This is a genomic window from Bacillus sp. URHA0034 (assembly GCF_056280405.1).
This window is the reverse complement of record NZ_JBWCDK010000002.1, coordinates 4,542,488-4,559,114: the sequence shown is the minus strand read 5'-3', so window position 1 is coordinate 4,559,114 and position 16,627 is coordinate 4,542,488. Positions and strand designations below refer to the sequence as shown.

Sequence of the window (16,627 nt, the reverse complement as noted above, 5' to 3'; positions counted from 1 at the left end):
TTCCCCCTTCCCATGGCCAATGTGACATGATTCCTATCTATCTAAATTATTTTAAAATAGATATCCATAATAATTTGAGCATATAGTAAGAAAAATGTCAATTTAACAATAAAGCGTAAGCGCCCTGGTCAGCGGTGTATGGCCTGGAGAACTCCAACTGAGATAAAGGAATGTGGAAAAGTGGAGGCGCCTTGATCAGGGGCGACAGGCATAAGACGAGCCGGCGAGAAGGCTGCTCTTTAGCCTTATTGACGGATTCGCTTATGACCCCGAGCCCCTAGGCGCTGAAGCTGGACAACACGAAGAGCGGCAGTGATTCGATGTTGACTTATCGTAGGGCGGAGTTCGAAGGACACTAGCCGCTAGGGCGCTGGAGCTGGACAATTCTCGAAGTATAAGACTGCTCAAAAATAAATAAAAAAACCGGCTATATTCAGTAGCCGGTCATTAAACCTATTCTTCTTGTTCCTCGTTAAAGGTATTAAATACTTCTTCTACCATATCCCACTCTTCGTCCGTTTCGATTTCCATTAACTCACCAAAACCGCCGTCTTCTGTAGGAATATAGGCATACGTGAGGATATCAATTTCATCTTCCTCATCCTCATTTGCTCCTACTGGGTAAAAGAATACATAGGACTTTTCAAACTCATCTGAATCGAATGTGAAAAGTATTTCAAATAATTGTTCATCGCCATTTTCATCGACAAGTGTGATATAGCGATCTTCTTCATGATTATGTTCTTGTGCCATTTTTCCACCTCATTAATTTTTACTGTCAAGAAAACCTTGCAGAATCATTACAGCTGCCATTTTATCAATGACCTTTTTTCTCTTTTTACGGCTGACATCAGCCTCAAGCAAGACTCGTTCAGCAGCCATTGTCGTTAACCGCTCGTCCCACAAAACGGTAGGAACAGCAAATCGGCTTTCTATTTCAGCAGCATATTGCTGGCTAGCCTCTCCGCGTGGTCCAATCGTCCCATTCATATTTTTTGGTAAACCGATGACGACCGTATCGACTTGATACTCCTTTATTAATTGCCCAATTTCCTCGAAACCAAACTCTTGTTTTTCTTCGTTTATTTTAAGAGTCTTTAAGCCCTGAGCCGTCCAGCCTAATTCATCACTCACAGCAATTCCGACGGTCTTAGAGCCTACATCTAATCCCAATACACGCATTCATTAACCCTCTCGTTGTTGTTTTAGATAGGATTTTACCAATTCCTCAATAATTTCATCCCGTTCCAGCTTACGGATTATGTTACGTGCATCACGATGACGTGGAATATAGGCTGGGTCTCCGGATAGTAAATATCCAACTATTTGGTTGATTGGATTATATCCTTTTTCCTGCAGGGCTTCATAGACTTGAAAAAGAACATCGTTCACATCATGTTCAAACGGTTCTTCCGGAAAATTAAACCGCATCGTTTTATCAAATGAGCTCATTTCATGCACCTCGCTTATAATTTGACGAGAATTGTATTGTTTACCTGCAGCTTCTCTAGTGTTAGTTACCTACATTTTACACTACTTTGTCCCATTATCAAATGGATTTCACCCATTCATCAACGAATTGGAGTGCTGCATCCAATTTTTCTGGATCCTTACCGCCAGCTTGCGCCATATCCGGACGTCCGCCGCCGCCGCCGCCGCAGCGTGTAGCAACCTCTTTGATCAATTTACCAGCATGGAAACCTTTTTCGATCAGGTCCTTTGTCACTGCCGCAATTAAATTCACTTTGCCATCATGGACACTGCCAAGAATAATAACCGCAGATCCTAGCTTTTGTTTCAAGTCATCGGCCATATTTCGCAGGTTATTCATTTCGGCAGCTTGAACTTTTGCCGATAAAACCGTTACACCCTCAATTTGCTTCGCATTTGAAACCAGGCTGCCAGCTTCAATATTTCCAAGCTTTGCAGCAAGTGATTCATTCTCCCGCTGAAGCTGCTTGATTTCAGCCAGTAATCCTTCAATTCGGCTGCCCATATCTTTAGGATTGGTTTTTAACTTTTCAGCTGCATCCTTTAATAAACCAACTTGATCATTTAATGATTTATAAGCTGATTCACCTGTTACCGCCTCAATCCTTCTAGTTCCTGCACCAATTCCGCCCTCTGAAACAATTTTAAACAGACCAATGACAGATGTATTCGGCACATGGCATCCACCGCAAAGCTCTAAGCTGTAATCTCCGACTCTAACCACACGGACAATGTCGCCATATTTCTCACCAAACAGGGCCATTGCTCCCATTTCCTTTGCCTCAGCAATTGGCTTTAAGCTAATATTTACTTCAATATTGCGCCAAATCTTTTCATTAACAATTCGTTCAACTTGTTCCAATTCTTCCGCTGTAATTTGACCAAAGTGAGAAAAGTCAAACCGGAGACGATCAGGTTCAACAAGAGACCCGGCTTGGTTAACATGCTCTCCAAGCACATCTTTTAGGGCACGATGGAGCAGATGTGTGGCTGTATGGTTTTTAATAATTTTAACTCGATTTTCAGCATCAACCGCAGCGGTCACCTGTTGATTGGTTTTTAATTGTCCGTTTTCTACAATCACCTTGTGAAGGTTTTGACCATTTGGTGCTTTTTGGACATCCTTTACGGCAACTGTCACACGATCACCCTTGAGTAAACCGCGGTCTGCGATTTGACCTCCACTTTCGGCATAAAAAGGTGTGATATCGAGGATCACCTGTACTTCTTCACCAGTTCCAGCCTGATCGACAAGATTACCGTCCTTGATAATGGCGGTCACGGTCGAATCAGTTTTTAATTGATCATAACCAACAAATTTACTTTCAATCGTAACATCGCGAAGGACACCGCCTTGAACCTGCATGGAATCAACATCTTGACGGGCGGCACGGGCACGCTCACGCTGCTGCTCCATTTCTGTCTCGAAACCTTCATGGTCAACCTTCATGCCTTCTTCTTCTGCATATTCTTCCGTCAATTCAACAGGGAAACCGTAAGTGTCATATAAACGGAAAATATCTGCACCAGAGATTGTATCACTGCCTTTTTCTTTTTCCTTGCTAATGACACTGGCTAGAATGCTCAAGCCTTCATGAAGGGTTTCGTGGAAACGCTCTTCCTCGTTTTTAATTACTTTTTGAATAAACTCTGTTTTATCCTTTACTTCCGGATAGTAGTCCTGCATAATTTCACCAACAACCGGAACAAGTTCAAACATAAACGGACGGTTAATATTGATTTGCTTTGCATAGCGTACTGCACGGCGAAGTAAACGACGGAGCACATAACCGCGGCCTTCGTTTGAAGGAAGGGCTCCATCACCAACAGCAAAGGCAACGGTCCGAATATGGTCAGCAATTACTTTGAAAGCAACGTCTTGTTCTTTGTCTACACCATAACTTAAACCAGAAATTTCTTCGGTTGCGCGGATAATTGGGATAAATAAATCAGTATCAAAGTTGGTTGCCACATTTTGAACAACGGAAGCCATTCGCTCCAGTCCCATCCCGGTATCAATATTTTTCTTTGGAAGCGGTGTATAGGTTCCATCAGGGTTATGGTTAAATTGAGAAAATACCAGATTCCATACCTCAAGGTAGCGATCATTTTCACCGCCAGGATATAATTCAGGGTCACTAGGGTCGTCTCCATATTCAGAGCCGCGGTCATAGAAGATTTCTGTGTTAGGTCCACTTGGTCCTTCACCGATGTCCCAGAAGTTCCCTTCCAAGCGGATAATCCGCTCCTCTGGTATGCCAATCGTTTTATTCCAAATTTCATAGGCTTCATGATCTTCAGGATGAACTGTAACACTTAGCAATTCAGGATCGAACCCCATCCATTTCTCAGAGGTTAAAAACTCCCATGCCCAAACAATTGCTTCATCCTTGAAGTATTCGCCGATTGAGAAGTTCCCCAGCATTTCAAAAAAGGTATGGTGGCGGGCTGTTTTTCCGACATTCTCAATATCGTTGGTACGAATAGATTTCTGTGCATTTGTAATCCTTGGATTCTCCGGAACCACGCGACCATCAAAGTATTTCTTTAATGTTGCCACTCCACTGTTGATCCACAATAATGATGGGTCATCGTGCGGGACAAGTGAGGCACTTGGTTCAATGTTGTGCCCTTTTTCCTCATTAAAAAACTGTAGAAACATGGAACGAATTTGTGCTCCTGTTAATTTTTTCATGCTTATAGACCTCCTTTTAATAGAAAAGCGCAAGCGCCCGTTTAGCGCACGGCAGGACTGGAGCCCATTGACTTATCGTAGGGAAATGGGCGAAGTACACTAGTCGCTGGGCGCTGGAGCTAGACAATACTTTAAAAAAAGCATACAAAAAAGCCCTCATCCCAAAACAGGGACGAGAGCTTGCTCGCGGTACCACCCTGATTACGAATACAAAAATATGTATCCATCTCTCAAAATTCGCCTTAACGCGGCAAGCACGGCAGTGATTAGCTGCACTCCAGATTAGCTTTCTGTTATCCTTCATCTAGAGCTTCTTTCAGCCTGGGAAGCTCCTCTCTTCTACGCAAAAAAGCGTTACAGATGGACTACAACATACTCAATCCTTCTACATTTTTAAACAAATATTCTATATGACGAATTATAGCCACCATCAAAACGTTTGTCAATTTGATTCGTTCATAAGATGGTTTTTTGCATGGACTATGCCCACTTTTAGGACAGCCAGAATCGGCACAGCAAGGATTAATCCTAAAACTCCGCCAATTTCACCACCAGTTGTTAAAGCAGCCATAATCAATAACGGATGCATATGGAGACTCTTTCCGACAATATAGGGAGATAAAATGTTACCTTCGATAAACTGCAAGCCGAAGACGATCACGATTGTAATAATGACTAATTTCATTGAAACCGTAGCCGCAACGAACACGGCAGGTATAGCCCCAATGAGGGGACCAAAATAAGGAATGACATTTGTTGCCCCTACAATTACCCCTAAAAGGAGCGGATAATTCAGATGAAAAATCCAAAATAGCAGGGAAGAGATACTGCCGATAATAATACATACCAGCAGCTGGCCTCGAATATAACCGCCGAGGGACTCATCGGCATCCTTGAGAAATAACGTTCCTTTCTTCCGCCATTTCTTCGGTGTCAGATACCATACTGCCCTTTTTAATAATGGATAATCTTTTAGCATATAAAAAGTAATAAACGGAATGATCATCATAAGTAAAGCGGAATTTAACAAATTGACAAGCATATTAACGATAATCGTTAATAACGAATCAAGTTTATTTTCAAACGCATCAATTCCCTCATCAACCCGCGCCTGAAGACCATCAGGCCATTCCCTTGTATGTTTCTGCAGGAGTGTAATCCATCCCCGATACTGCTCAGCAAAAGCGGGAGCACTTTCCGATAAATCTTTGATTTGATCAATAACGACCGGTATCCCCTTATATAAAGAAAAGCCAATTCCGCCAAAAAAGATAAAATAAATGAGGATAATCGCAAGACCACGGTGCAGTCCTTTTTCATGCAATTTCTCCACAATTGGGTGCAGTAAATAGGTAATAAACGCTGAAATAATAAAAGGAAAAATAATCGTTCCAATTATTTTAATAATCGGCATCCATAATGAACTAATCTTAAGAAAAACGAAGATTGCAATTAATAAAAGGAGCAAAAACCCAATTCGATAATACCATTTCACACGAATATCCACGTCAAGGCCCTCCTGCCATTAGTTTTAGAGACTGACGTTGGAAATATACAGCTTTTATGCTAAAAATCCCCCTCAAGGTCCTTCGAGGGGGATTAACACCTAGAATATCGCGCGCTTTACCTTTTTTTGAATCCTTTTCATATTGCGGGCTGACATCATATTATTTCTTTGGGCAATATTATAAGCTGCCATCCCTGCACCAAAAACAAGCATTGTCGTCATCATTTTATTCATCGTCTCACCTCTTCGACAGATTGGCCAGACTTAGCATCCGAGGACACCTCGGTTAAATCGTGTAACGACGTTCTTCTTCTTCAAACAAATCATCCAGGGAACTTAGTGACCCGTCTTCTTCAACCTGATGGGTATTGATAATTCCTTTGTTAACGGAGAGTTCGATAAAACAATTCCAGCAATAATATTGGTTAATACCTATTTTGCCGATATCTTTGCTTTGACAATTGGGACACTTGAACATGAAAAGACACCTCACGTATTTTTTACATCTACGATAATGGCATCCTTTCCGATCGCAACGGGCTTCCCGGATTGAATGACTTGTTTACCTTCCGTAATCTCCGAAAAGAAGCCATCCGTAATTTCATACCCTACGATTGTGCCCAATTCTTCCTGAAAATATACATCCGTTAACAATCCAAGTGACTCACCGCTCTTAGAGAGCATCATCATCCCATCTAAAGAATGTTGATGGTTTAAGGTATATTCAGGACTCACTTTTAGTTTCTCTAAGCAACTGCTATCCTGTACCATTACCCCATCCCAGCCAAAGGAAGCCACTTTTTCAATCTCGAGCAAATAGAGTTGCTTGAAGAATATCCCTTTTTTGACCAAGAGACCATTCACTTTACCGGTGCTGGATATACAAAGATCCGTAATTTCGCCTATTTTTGTTCCACTTTTCGTTTCAAAAACAGGCTGCCCTTTTAATAAAGAAAATGTCCGCAAAGAGTTTCCACCCCCGAACATTTCTTAGTTTCCGTCATTTGTTAAAAAATCATAAGGTGAAACGTTTTCCATTCCAACCATAGGATGGACTTGCATTATCTTCTCCTCATAGGATAATTCACTAGAAGGGTCTTCATCTGGCAGAGTGACAATTGTGATCGATTCCTGCAGCTTTTGGCAAAGTGTCGTATGTCTTTGAAGCTCATCTGCCCGTTCGACACCCAGCCTTAAGGCATCTTCCTCCCCGCATATAATCAGCGATTGTTTACTCCTAGTTATCGCCGTATAGATTAGATTCCTTTGCAGCATTCGGTAATAACTTCTCGTGATTGGCATAATAACAATTGGAAACTCACTGCCCTGTGACTTATGGACCGAGCAACAGTAGGCATGTGTAATTTGATTTAAGTCCTGTCTTGTATACTCAACTTCATTTCCTTCAAAAGAAATATAAATCATATCTTGTTTTTCGGTATTTTCTTTGGCATAGATAATGGAGATAATTTCTCCGATATCGCCGTTAAAAACATTGCTTTCAGGTTGGTTGACAAGTTGAAGCACCTTATCTCCAATTCGGTATTTGACGTCGCCAAACGCAATTTCTTTACGGTTACCATCCGGATTAGGATTAAATATTTCCTGCAATAAAACATTTAACCGGTCAATACCGGCAGGGCCCCGGTACATCGGTGCCAGCACTTGAATATCCTTTGCGGTATAGCCTTTATTTTTGGCATTTTGGGCCACTTTTTCAACAACTTGTGCAACCTGTGCCGTTGAACACCGAATAAATGAACGGTCTGCCTGCTTTGCTGTCACATTTGCCGGCAGATAGCCTTTTTTTATATCATGGGCTAGTTCAATAATAGAAGAACCCTCGGCCTGCCGGTAAATATCGGTAAGCCGGACGGTTGGAATTGTTTGTGATTGGAGCAAGTCTTTTAACACTTGTCCAGGTCCGACCGATGGAAGCTGATCCTCGTCGCCTACCATGATGACTTGAATATGTTCCGGCAGGGCCTTAAACAATTGATTTGCTAACCAAATGTCGAGCATCGACGTCTCATCGACAATTAATATTTTGCCTTCGAGCGGACTGGCTTCATCACGGTCAAATCCTTCTGTCCCATTAAAGCCAAGTAAGCGGTGAATCGTTACTGCTGGCAGACCAGTGGATTCGGTCATTCGTTTCGCGGCTCGTCCGGTCGGGGCTGCTAATAAAATCGGAAATGGCTCATCTTTTTTAAAATAATCCTTTGGTTCAAGGGAACAGCCGTGAAGTTCTCCGTATAGCTCGACAATCCCTTTAATCACCGTTGTTTTTCCGGTACCAGGTCCACCCGTTAAAATGAGCATGGGCGACATCAGCGCCGTTTGAATAGCTTCTTTTTGCGACGGGGCATACTGAACACCCAGACGCTCCTCTAAGCCGCCTAAGGCTAACAGGAATTCAGACTCAGGAAATTGCTCACGATATTCAGTTTGCTTTAAAATTCGGTTAATACTTGTAACTAGCCCCTTTTCTGCAAAAAATAAGGACGGCAAATAAATTCGTTTTTCCTCACCGATAATTTTCCCTTCTTCTTCAAGCTTAATCAGCTCGTTTGAGATATCAGTGAAGTCAATTTGATCGCGTTTATTTTCATCTAAAAGTGACTTTACCTGCTCGAGTAAAGCCTCTGCATGTAAATAGACATGACCTGTCTGCATGCTTTCATTTTCGAGGGTATACAGGCAGGCTGCTTTAATCCGGTCAGGATGATTACCGGAGATTCCCAGTTGGTAACCTAGTTCGTCTGCCCGGCCAAACCCAATCCCCTCGATATCCTCAACCAGCTGATAAGGGTTTTTTTGAATAATCGAGAGTGTTTCATCTTTATAGGCTTGATAGATGCGCATCGAAATTTGCGGTCCAAATCCATATTGGTTCAGGGCTACCATTACCTGTTCAAGCCCCTGATGCTCCATCAAGGTATCATAAAGCATTTTGGCTTTTTCAGGAGGAAGCTTTGGAATGGAATCAAGTAAGGATGGCTGATTGAGAATCTTGGAGATGGCATTCTCTCCTAGTGTTTCAACGATGTTCTCCGCTGTTTTTTTCCCGATGCCTTTAAACATTTCACCTGATAAGTAGGCAATTACCCCTTGTTTCGTCTGCGGCATATCCTTACGAAAGTGTTGAGTATGAAACTGAACCCCAAACTTTGGATGTTCTTTAAACTCTCCAAAAAATACATAGGTTTCTTGTTCATGAATTTTTGGAAAATAACCGGTTACTACTGCCTCTTTGTCATCATATTGATCATTGGTTTCATCGACACGGATTCTAAGGACAGTATAGAGGTTTTGTTCATTATGAAAAATAGTAACGATTGGTCTTCCCTTTACGAATTTTCCTTGCTCAGCGAATAAATCAAGGGTGTCTTGTTTTTCCATCCCGCTCCCTCCTTTCAGTGCAAATTATTTATTAGAGGTTTTGTTCAATTAATTTTTTACCGTGACCTGCGAGCAGGTGGGCCGGCTGAATTTCTAATGCTTTGTTAAACATCGCTAGTGCCTGAGTCTGATCTTCTTTAAAGGCATAAGAAACGCCCAAGTTATAATAAGCATCTGAATGGTCGGGGTCTAGTTCGATGCATTTTTCAAGCTGGATGATGGCCTCATCTATGAGTTCATTCTGAGCTAGGCATAGTCCATATTGGAAACGGGCTTCTTCGTCTTCTTCGTTTAATTCGACACTTCGCTGCAGGTACGGAAGAGCAAGTCTGCCCTGGTCTAACTGCAGGTGGGTAAGACCTAACATAAAGTAGGTATCGCTTGAGTCGAGTCCTTTTTTCATGGCTTGCTCGAAACTAAGTTTTGCTTCCTCGAAGCGGTCATGGCTAAAGAAGATGTTTCCGATACTATAGTAAGCAGCCGCGGCATTTTCATCGATTTCGATGGCTTTTTGGTAGAATTTGATTGCTTTTTCGTCGTCGCCTACTGCTGAAAGAACGTTGCCAAAATTAATGTAGGCAACTGGGTCTGTTGGATTTTGTTCAATCGCGTCGTTAAACGCTTTTGCTGCCTCTTCCCAGTTACCTTCTTGCATGTATTGTACACCTAATTGGTTTTTATCCATTTTTTCAACTCCAATCCTAAAAGAAAGTATATCATATTTTAGTTAGAAATTACTTTTTGTATCATAAGGGGTTTGCCGTTTTACTATGGAAGTTTTGCTGAAATGGAAGTGGAATGGGTTGGTAGAATATTTCTGTCGACTTTTTCGTTTTTTCGGCGGTTTCTGGTTAATTCCGCGAACTTTCATGTTTTTCCGTGTACTTTCATGTTTTTTCCGTATACTCTCATGTTTTTTCCGTGTACTCTCATGTTTTTTCCGTATACTCTCATGTTTTTTCCGTATACTCTCATGTTTTTTCCGTGTACTTTCAGGTTTTTTCTGTGAAAACTCCCATTTTTCCTGCTAGTTTTCGGATGATTTCCGCGAACCTTTCCATTATTTCCGTACGAATTCTGTTTTTTTCCGCAAACAGCAAAAAGGCCCCGACTCCATCGAAGGAATCAGGGTCTTTTTAACCAACATATGTTAACCGTTCACCATTTTTATAAACTTCATCAATCGTACCTCCGCCCAGGCATTCATCACCATTATAAAAAACAGCAGCCTGTCCAGGCGTAATCGCCCGGATTGGTTCATGGAAGAGAACCTGTACTTGATCATCATCTAACAAGCGCACGGTTACTTTGTGGTCTTCCTGACGGTAACGGAATTTGGCTGTACATTCAAATTCCGCCAGCTTCTCACGATCTGAAACCCAGCTGACATTAACAGCGGTAATGCGATCAGAGTAAAGTTTTTCATGATGGAAGCCTTGTCCAACATAAAGGATGTTTCTTTTTAAATCCTTGCCAATCGCAAACCACGGCTCGCCAGATCCGCCAATCCCAAGACCATGACGCTGACCGATCGTATGATACATCAGCCCCTCATGTCTGCCTTTGACCTCACCCTCAAACGTCTCCATGTTTCCAGGCTGTGCAGGCAGGTATTGACCTAGGAACTCTTTAAAATTCCGTTCGCCAATAAAACAAATCCCCGTACTGTCTTTTTTCGTAGCAGTAGCAAGCTCTGCCTCTTTGGCAATTTCCCGTACCCGAGACTTTTCTAGATTACCAATCGGGAACATAACTTTACTTAACTGCTCCTGCGATAATTGATTTAGGAAATACGTTTGGTCCTTATTTTCATCAAGACCACGCAGCATTTTATATTCGCCATCACGGTACTCAACCCGGGCATAGTGTCCTGTTGCAAGATAATCGGCACCCAGGTTCATAGCATGTTCTAGGAAGGCTTTAAATTTGATTTCTTTGTTACACATAACGTCAGGATTTGGCGTCCTGCCTGCCTTATATTCATCAAGGAAATAGGTAAATACCTTATCCCAATATTGTTTTTCAAAGTTAACTGCGTAATAGGGTATGCCAATTTGGTTGCAGACACGAATAACATCCTCGTAATCTTCTGTGGCCGTACATACGCCATTTTCATCGGTGTCATCCCAGTTTTTCATAAAGATACCGATGACATCATAGCCCTGTTGCTTTAATAAAAGCGCTGCAACAGACGAATCCACTCCACCTGACATTCCTACTACTACGCGTGTATCCTTCGGAGCCTTTCTTTCCATGTTTTCACCTCTCTCTTCTATCAACTACATTTACATTTATTTTTTCAGGCGCTTCACAATTTTCGCTATTTCTTCAGCTGCTTTACTAACAGCTTCCTTCGTCGTAGTAAAGCCAAAGCTGAAGCGGATGGAATTGGTCAGCCGCTCTGATTGTTTACCAAACATGGCAACAAGAACATGGGAAGGCTCAATCGATCCAGCCGTACACGCTGAGCCGCTTGATACAGCCACACCTGCTAAATCAAGGTTGACTAACATTGCCTCCACACTGGTTCCCGGAAAGCTTAAGTTTAATACATGTGGCAGAGAATATTCAAGCGATCCGTTTATGTTAAATTCAACCTGTCCATCATGCAGCTTTTCAAGTAACGTCTCTTTCAGTTCAGCAAACGTTTCACGTTTGGCTGAACGCTCTTCACTCGCAATTAAAACCGCTTCATGAAAGCCGACAATCGAAGCCACATTTTCCGTCCCGGCCCGGCGTTTTCTTTCTTGGTCACCGCCAAAAAGACGAGGCGCTAATTTAACCGTTGACCTTGCATAAAGAAAGCCAACCCCTTTTGGACCATTAATTTTATGAGCTGAAACAGATAATAAATCAATTTTGCTCTCGTTAACATCTATGTCTTCTATTCCGTAAGCTTGGACTGCATCTGTATGAAATAGGGCTTGATGTCCTTCCAGAAGTTCACCAATTTCCCTAATTGGCTGTATCGTTCCTACTTCGTTATTGCCGTACATTACTGATACTAGAATCGTATCTTCCCTTAAAGCCGCTTGCAGGTCAGTCATTGAAATTCTACCTGTTTCATCTACTGGCAGATAGGTCACTTCAAAGCCCATTTTTTCTAACCTTTTGCAGGCATGGAGAACGGCATGATGTTCAACCTGGGTTGTAATCACATGCTTACCCTTGTTTTGATAGCTTTCAGCCACACCAAATAACGCCATATTATCCGCTTCTGTTCCGCTGCCTGTAAAAATAATCTCGTTTTCCTGGGCTCCGATACTTCGGGCAAGTGCAGCCCGCGCTAAATCAATATAATGACGTGCCTCTCTACCGTAAGAATGAATGCTCGAGGGGTTCCCAAATGTAGCATTCATAATCATTATCATTTTGTCGATCACCTTAGGGTGCATCGGACTCGTTGCGGCATGGTCGAGATAGATTCGTTCCATTATTACACCTTCAATCAAATAATTCTCATTTCTCATTCAGTTAAAAAGTAAAAGTTATCGTCCAATTAGTTGTCAGCGCACTATTACAAACTTGCTTCTATTTTTAACCTTAAATATAAAACATATAACCGTCTGGCTCCTGGTCCTCACTGTGGCTGGCCAAATCCTCTAATGTCGTATTGTCCAAAACATCTTTAATGGCATCGCGAATTCGAATCCAAAGCTCACGCTTAGCGGGTTCTTCATCCTCGATTCCTTCGACAGGGGTAATCGGCCCTTCTAACACGCGGATCACATCGCCTGCGGTAATTTTTGAAGGCGTACTTGTTAATTCATAGCCGCCATAAGCCCCTCTGATACTTTTAACTAATCCAGCATTTCGTAATGGAGCAATTAATTGTTCTAAGTAATGCTCGGATAGTTCATTTGCTTGAGCAATGGTCTTTAACGAGGTAGGACCTTCACCATGTTTTTTAGCTAGTTCAATCATAATCGTCAAACCATAACGGCCTTTAGTCGATATTTTCATCTATTGCACCCCTATTCGTTAATTGATCTATTAAATAAAAAATCTCAGTAAATTGATAGGCATTCAAAATTATATCATATTCTTGTTTAATATGCTTTTTCAAGGGAAAATGGTAAAGTTAGATTGGAAGAATCTATTTTATGACTTATGGAATAAGAAATCTATTTACGATAAAACGAAAATTTTGAGCTAGACAGTAAGTTCAATTTTGGAGAGATGATTATGCAGCAAAAACCATTAGCATTTCGTATGCGTCCACGAACGATTGAAGAAATCGTCGGCCAGGGGCATCTTGTTGGGGATGGAAAAATTATCGCGAGAATGGTGAAAGCAAAACAGCTGACATCCATGATTTTATATGGACCGCCTGGAATTGGCAAAACCTCAATTGCGAGCGCTATTGCGGGAAGTACAAAATATGCCTTCCGAACCTTAAATGCCGTAACGAATAATAAGAAAGATATGGAGATTGTGGCGGCAGAGGCAAAGATGTCGGGGAAAGTTATTCTGCTTTTAGATGAGGTCCACCGTTTGGATAAAGCCAAACAGGATTTTCTGCTTCCCTATTTGGAAAACGGAATGATTGTCTTAATAGGAGCCACAACCAGCAATCCCTATCATGCAATTAACCCAGCGATTAGAAGCCGCTGTCAAATATTTGAGCTAAAGCCATTAGCGCCTGATGAAGTGAAGCAAGCCTTATTGAGGGCACTTAAAGACGATGATCGCGGTTATGGAAAAGAAAAAGTGGAGATCTCTGAGGAGGCATTGCTCCATTTTGCCCAAGGTTCTAACGGCGATGTTCGCAGCTCCTTAAACGCATTAGAGCTAGCCATTCTATCAACAGATAAAAATGAGGATGGTGTAATCTTTATCGATGTGGAAACGGCGGAGGAGTGTTTGCAAAAGAAAAGTTTGGTTGCCGATAAAGATGGAGACGGTCATTATGATGTCCTCTCTGCCTTTCAGAAATCCATTCGCGGGAGCGATGTGGATGCCGCACTCCACTATCTTGGCCGTTTAATTGAAGCAGGTGACCTGCCTAGTATCAGCCGGAGATTGATTGTGATTGCTTATGAAGATGTAGGACTAGCCAATCCCCAAGCAGGTGCACGGACGTTAGCTGCGATTGAAACAGCTGAAAGAATTGGATTTCCCGAGGCAAGAATTCCACTCGCAAACGCTGTGATTGAACTTTGCTTATCCCCTAAATCAAACTCGGCCGTTCTGGCGATTCAAGCAGCACTAGATGACATCCAAAAAGGAATAGTCGGCGAAGTGCCAGATCATCTAAAGGATGCCCATTACAAAGGCGCAAAAGAGCTTGGCAGAGGTATAGACTACCTATATCCGCACGACTTTGAAAACGGCTGGGTGCCGCAGCAATACTTACCGAACAAACTAAAAAACAAAAAATACTATCAGCCTAAGAAAACCGGAAAATTCGAACAGGCTCTTGCTACTGTATATGAAAAATTAACAAGATCGAAAAAGTAGAAAAAGTAGAAAGAGTAGAAACGGTGACAGGCACCATGTGAAGAATTCACATGGTGCCTGTCACCGTTTGTGTTTATGCTGCTATGTCTCGTTTTTGGAAGACGTAGAATGCGAGAAATTGGAATAGGGCGAAGTAAATGACTAACATCATTATGGAGAAAGGGATTGTCATGCCTTCGACTAGTGGTGTTCCTTCAAAATATTGCATTAAATCTGTGTTGGCAAATAAAACATATTTAGCCCAGTCAAATTTCATCGCTAACAAAGCTGTAAATTGACCACCGGTAAAAAGTAAAAATAAGGAAAGTCCGATTGCTAGGGAACTATTTCGAAACACAGCAGACATCATGAACGCCATTGTGACTAACATGATCGTATCAATGGAACTCAACCCATAATAGATGAGTAAATGGACCACGATATTTTGTTCGGTCACATGGCCATTATAATAATTTAAATAAGGGATTGCTTTATCAGGCATCCCAAACAAAATTGCACCCAATATGCTAGAGAAAATAAACATTATTGCCAACATTAGAATAGCAAATAATAGAACTGTCACATATTTTGCTAATAAGATTTTAGACCGATTGATAGGCCGGATTAATAGCAGTTTAATTGTTCCCCAATTAAACTCACTGGCCACAATACCTGCAGATATAATAATAATAAAAACGCCTGCCAGGACAATCAGCTGTGATGAATCTTTCACAAACGACCAAACCGTATATTTCTCTTTTGGCGGCATATTATGTTTAATTCGATAATCATTTATCGCAATTTCTTTCTTGAAATACTGCTTCTCAGAGTCAGTCCGGCTTTTTAACATCTGCTGCTTTAACGCATCATTTTCCTCTTTTAAGATCTGCTGCCAATTTTTATCTTGCTGAATGTCCATACTATTTTGTTGGGACTTAATCACAATGCCTACCAGGGCTAGAGATAGAACCAAAATCACAATCATAACAATGGTTCCTGGCCGTCTAAAAATTTTCATCGATTCGTTTTTAATTAAATTAACCACGAGCAGCCGCCTCCTTGTCAGACGTCACTTCAAGGAAGCGATCTTCTAATGTTTTCGCTACTTCTTTTATCCCAAATATCGAAATCTCTTCTGCCACCAACAATTTTACCAAATGAGGGATTTCCTCTTTTCCCATTTCAACGGTTAATCCGTTTCTAGAACGTTTGGCTTTAATATGTGGATAAATGGCCGTTAAAAGATCCAACGCCTTTTCACTGGGTATTACTTCTAATTCATATGCGACCTCAGTACCATGAACAAATTCTTGGACAAGCTGTACATCGACCAGCCTGCCATCTTGGATGATCCCGATTCTATCACACATCATTTCCATTTCAGATAATAGGTGACTCGAAACGATGACTGCCATATTTTTTTCTCGGGCGAGCAGGCGGACATAGTCACGAATCTCTCTTATCCCTGCCGGATCTAACCCGTTAGTAGGCTCATCAAGGATTAAGACATTCGGGTCATGCAAAAGGCATTGAGCCAGGCCTAACCGCTGCCTCATTCCAAGCGAATAAGTTTTAACCTTATCATGAATTCGTCCGGATAGACCCACCAATTCCACTGTTTCGGCTATTTTTCCCTTAGAGATTCCTTTTGACATTCGGGCATAATGGACTAGGTTCTCATAACCGGTCAAAAATTTATACATTTCAGGATTTTCAACGATCGCTCCGATGTGACCGACAGCTTGTTCAAACTGTGTTTTAATACTAGCCCCGCCAATAAGGATGTCTCCGGAGGTAATCCCCATTAAACCCACAATCATCCGAATTGTTGTAGTTTTCCCTGCTCCATTTGGACCTAAAAATCCAAACACTTCCCCTTTATTTACTTGGAAGCTAATCTGGTCTATTATGGTTCGCCCTTTAATGACCTTAGTAACATCTTTTAGTTCTACAATCGTCTCCAAATTCTCATCTCCTCTCAAAACAAACGATCCTTTTCAAGTGTACCTGAATCTAGCAAAAACTTCCTTCCTAAAAGTATAGCTGGTAAACTGCGGTAGAATCATGCACTTGGAATCAAGTCTGATCGAAAA

At 41.7% G+C, this 16,627-nt stretch carries 16 protein-coding genes; 1 reads left to right on the top strand and 15 read right to left on the bottom strand.

Features of this window, described 5'->3' with window-relative positions; translation table 11 throughout:
• Window positions 1–453: 453 nt before the first annotated feature.
• The 13 genes from ACZ9EE_RS23835 to cymR form a co-directional block, all read right to left on the bottom strand.
• On the bottom strand, window positions 454–753 hold the full coding sequence (locus tag ACZ9EE_RS23835) for a DUF1292 domain-containing protein (RefSeq protein ID WP_476031123.1): 300 nt from the start codon (window positions 751–753) through the stop codon (window positions 454–456).
• Window positions 754–765: 12 nt separating this feature from the next.
• Complete coding sequence (gene ruvX, locus ACZ9EE_RS23830) at window positions 766–1,182, bottom strand: Holliday junction resolvase RuvX (protein WP_215043827.1); 417 nt, start codon at window positions 1,180–1,182, stop codon at window positions 766–768.
• A gap of 3 nt (window positions 1,183–1,185) precedes the next feature.
• Window positions 1,186–1,452, bottom strand: a complete 267-nt coding sequence (locus ACZ9EE_RS23825) for an IreB family regulatory phosphoprotein (protein ID WP_101579205.1) — start codon at window positions 1,450–1,452, stop codon at window positions 1,186–1,188.
• Window positions 1,453–1,549: 97 nt separating this feature from the next.
• The gene (alaS, locus tag ACZ9EE_RS23820) at window positions 1,550–4,186 is read right to left on the bottom strand and encodes an alanine--tRNA ligase (RefSeq protein WP_476031122.1); all 2,637 of its coding nucleotides are present in this window, start codon (window positions 4,184–4,186) and stop codon (window positions 1,550–1,552) included.
• A 442-nt stretch (window positions 4,187–4,628) separates the two neighbouring features.
• On the bottom strand, window positions 4,629–5,693 hold the full coding sequence (locus ACZ9EE_RS23815; RefSeq protein ID WP_476031121.1) for an AI-2E family transporter: 1,065 nt from the start codon (window positions 5,691–5,693) through the stop codon (window positions 4,629–4,631).
• A gap of 99 nt (window positions 5,694–5,792) precedes the next feature.
• Window positions 5,793–5,927 (bottom strand): YrzQ family protein, encoded by a 135-nt coding sequence (locus ACZ9EE_RS23810; protein ID WP_215043833.1) that lies wholly within the window; start codon window positions 5,925–5,927, stop codon window positions 5,793–5,795.
• Between the two features lie 52 nt (window positions 5,928–5,979).
• Window positions 5,980–6,171 (bottom strand): hypothetical protein, encoded by a 192-nt coding sequence (locus ACZ9EE_RS23805; RefSeq protein ID WP_098529891.1) that lies wholly within the window; start codon window positions 6,169–6,171, stop codon window positions 5,980–5,982.
• 11 nt (window positions 6,172–6,182) lie between these two features.
• Window positions 6,183–6,659, bottom strand: coding sequence for a PRC-barrel domain-containing protein (locus ACZ9EE_RS23800; RefSeq protein WP_476031120.1), 477 nt, complete (start codon window positions 6,657–6,659; stop codon window positions 6,183–6,185).
• A gap of 24 nt (window positions 6,660–6,683) precedes the next feature.
• Complete coding sequence (recD2, locus tag ACZ9EE_RS23795) at window positions 6,684–9,095, bottom strand: SF1B family DNA helicase RecD2 (RefSeq protein WP_476031119.1); 2,412 nt, start codon at window positions 9,093–9,095, stop codon at window positions 6,684–6,686.
• 31 nt (window positions 9,096–9,126) lie between these two features.
• Complete coding sequence (locus ACZ9EE_RS23790) at window positions 9,127–9,780, bottom strand: tetratricopeptide repeat protein (protein WP_476031118.1); 654 nt, start codon at window positions 9,778–9,780, stop codon at window positions 9,127–9,129.
• A 451-nt stretch (window positions 9,781–10,231) separates the two neighbouring features.
• On the bottom strand, window positions 10,232–11,350 hold the full coding sequence (mnmA, locus tag ACZ9EE_RS23785; protein WP_476031117.1) for a tRNA 2-thiouridine(34) synthase MnmA: 1,119 nt from the start codon (window positions 11,348–11,350) through the stop codon (window positions 10,232–10,234).
• Window positions 11,351–11,386: 36 nt separating this feature from the next.
• Window positions 11,387–12,529: a cysteine desulfurase family protein gene (locus ACZ9EE_RS23780; RefSeq protein ID WP_476031116.1), complete on the bottom strand. Its 1,143-nt coding sequence runs from the start codon at window positions 12,527–12,529 to the stop codon at window positions 11,387–11,389.
• A 109-nt stretch (window positions 12,530–12,638) separates the two neighbouring features.
• On the bottom strand, window positions 12,639–13,058 hold the full coding sequence (cymR, locus tag ACZ9EE_RS23775; protein ID WP_476031115.1) for a cysteine metabolism transcriptional regulator CymR: 420 nt from the start codon (window positions 13,056–13,058) through the stop codon (window positions 12,639–12,641).
• 222 nt (window positions 13,059–13,280) lie between these two features.
• Here cymR and ACZ9EE_RS23770 point away from each other — a divergent pair, with 222 nt between their 5' ends.
• A complete protein-coding gene (locus tag ACZ9EE_RS23770) occupies window positions 13,281–14,555 on the top strand; it encodes a replication-associated recombination protein A (RefSeq protein WP_476031114.1) in 1,275 nt (424 codons plus the stop codon).
• A 73-nt stretch (window positions 14,556–14,628) separates the two neighbouring features.
• On the opposite strand, the gene ACZ9EE_RS23765 is transcribed toward ACZ9EE_RS23770, so the two are convergent.
• Both ACZ9EE_RS23765 and ACZ9EE_RS23760 read right to left on the bottom strand, forming a co-directional pair.
• Window positions 14,629–15,579, bottom strand: a complete 951-nt coding sequence (locus ACZ9EE_RS23765) for an ABC transporter permease (protein ID WP_476031113.1) — start codon at window positions 15,577–15,579, stop codon at window positions 14,629–14,631.
• Complete coding sequence (locus ACZ9EE_RS23760) at window positions 15,572–16,498, bottom strand: ABC transporter ATP-binding protein (RefSeq protein ID WP_476031112.1); 927 nt, start codon at window positions 16,496–16,498, stop codon at window positions 15,572–15,574. The genes ACZ9EE_RS23765 and ACZ9EE_RS23760 overlap by 8 nt, the downstream gene beginning before the upstream one ends.
• Window positions 16,499–16,627: the final 129 nt, after the last annotated feature.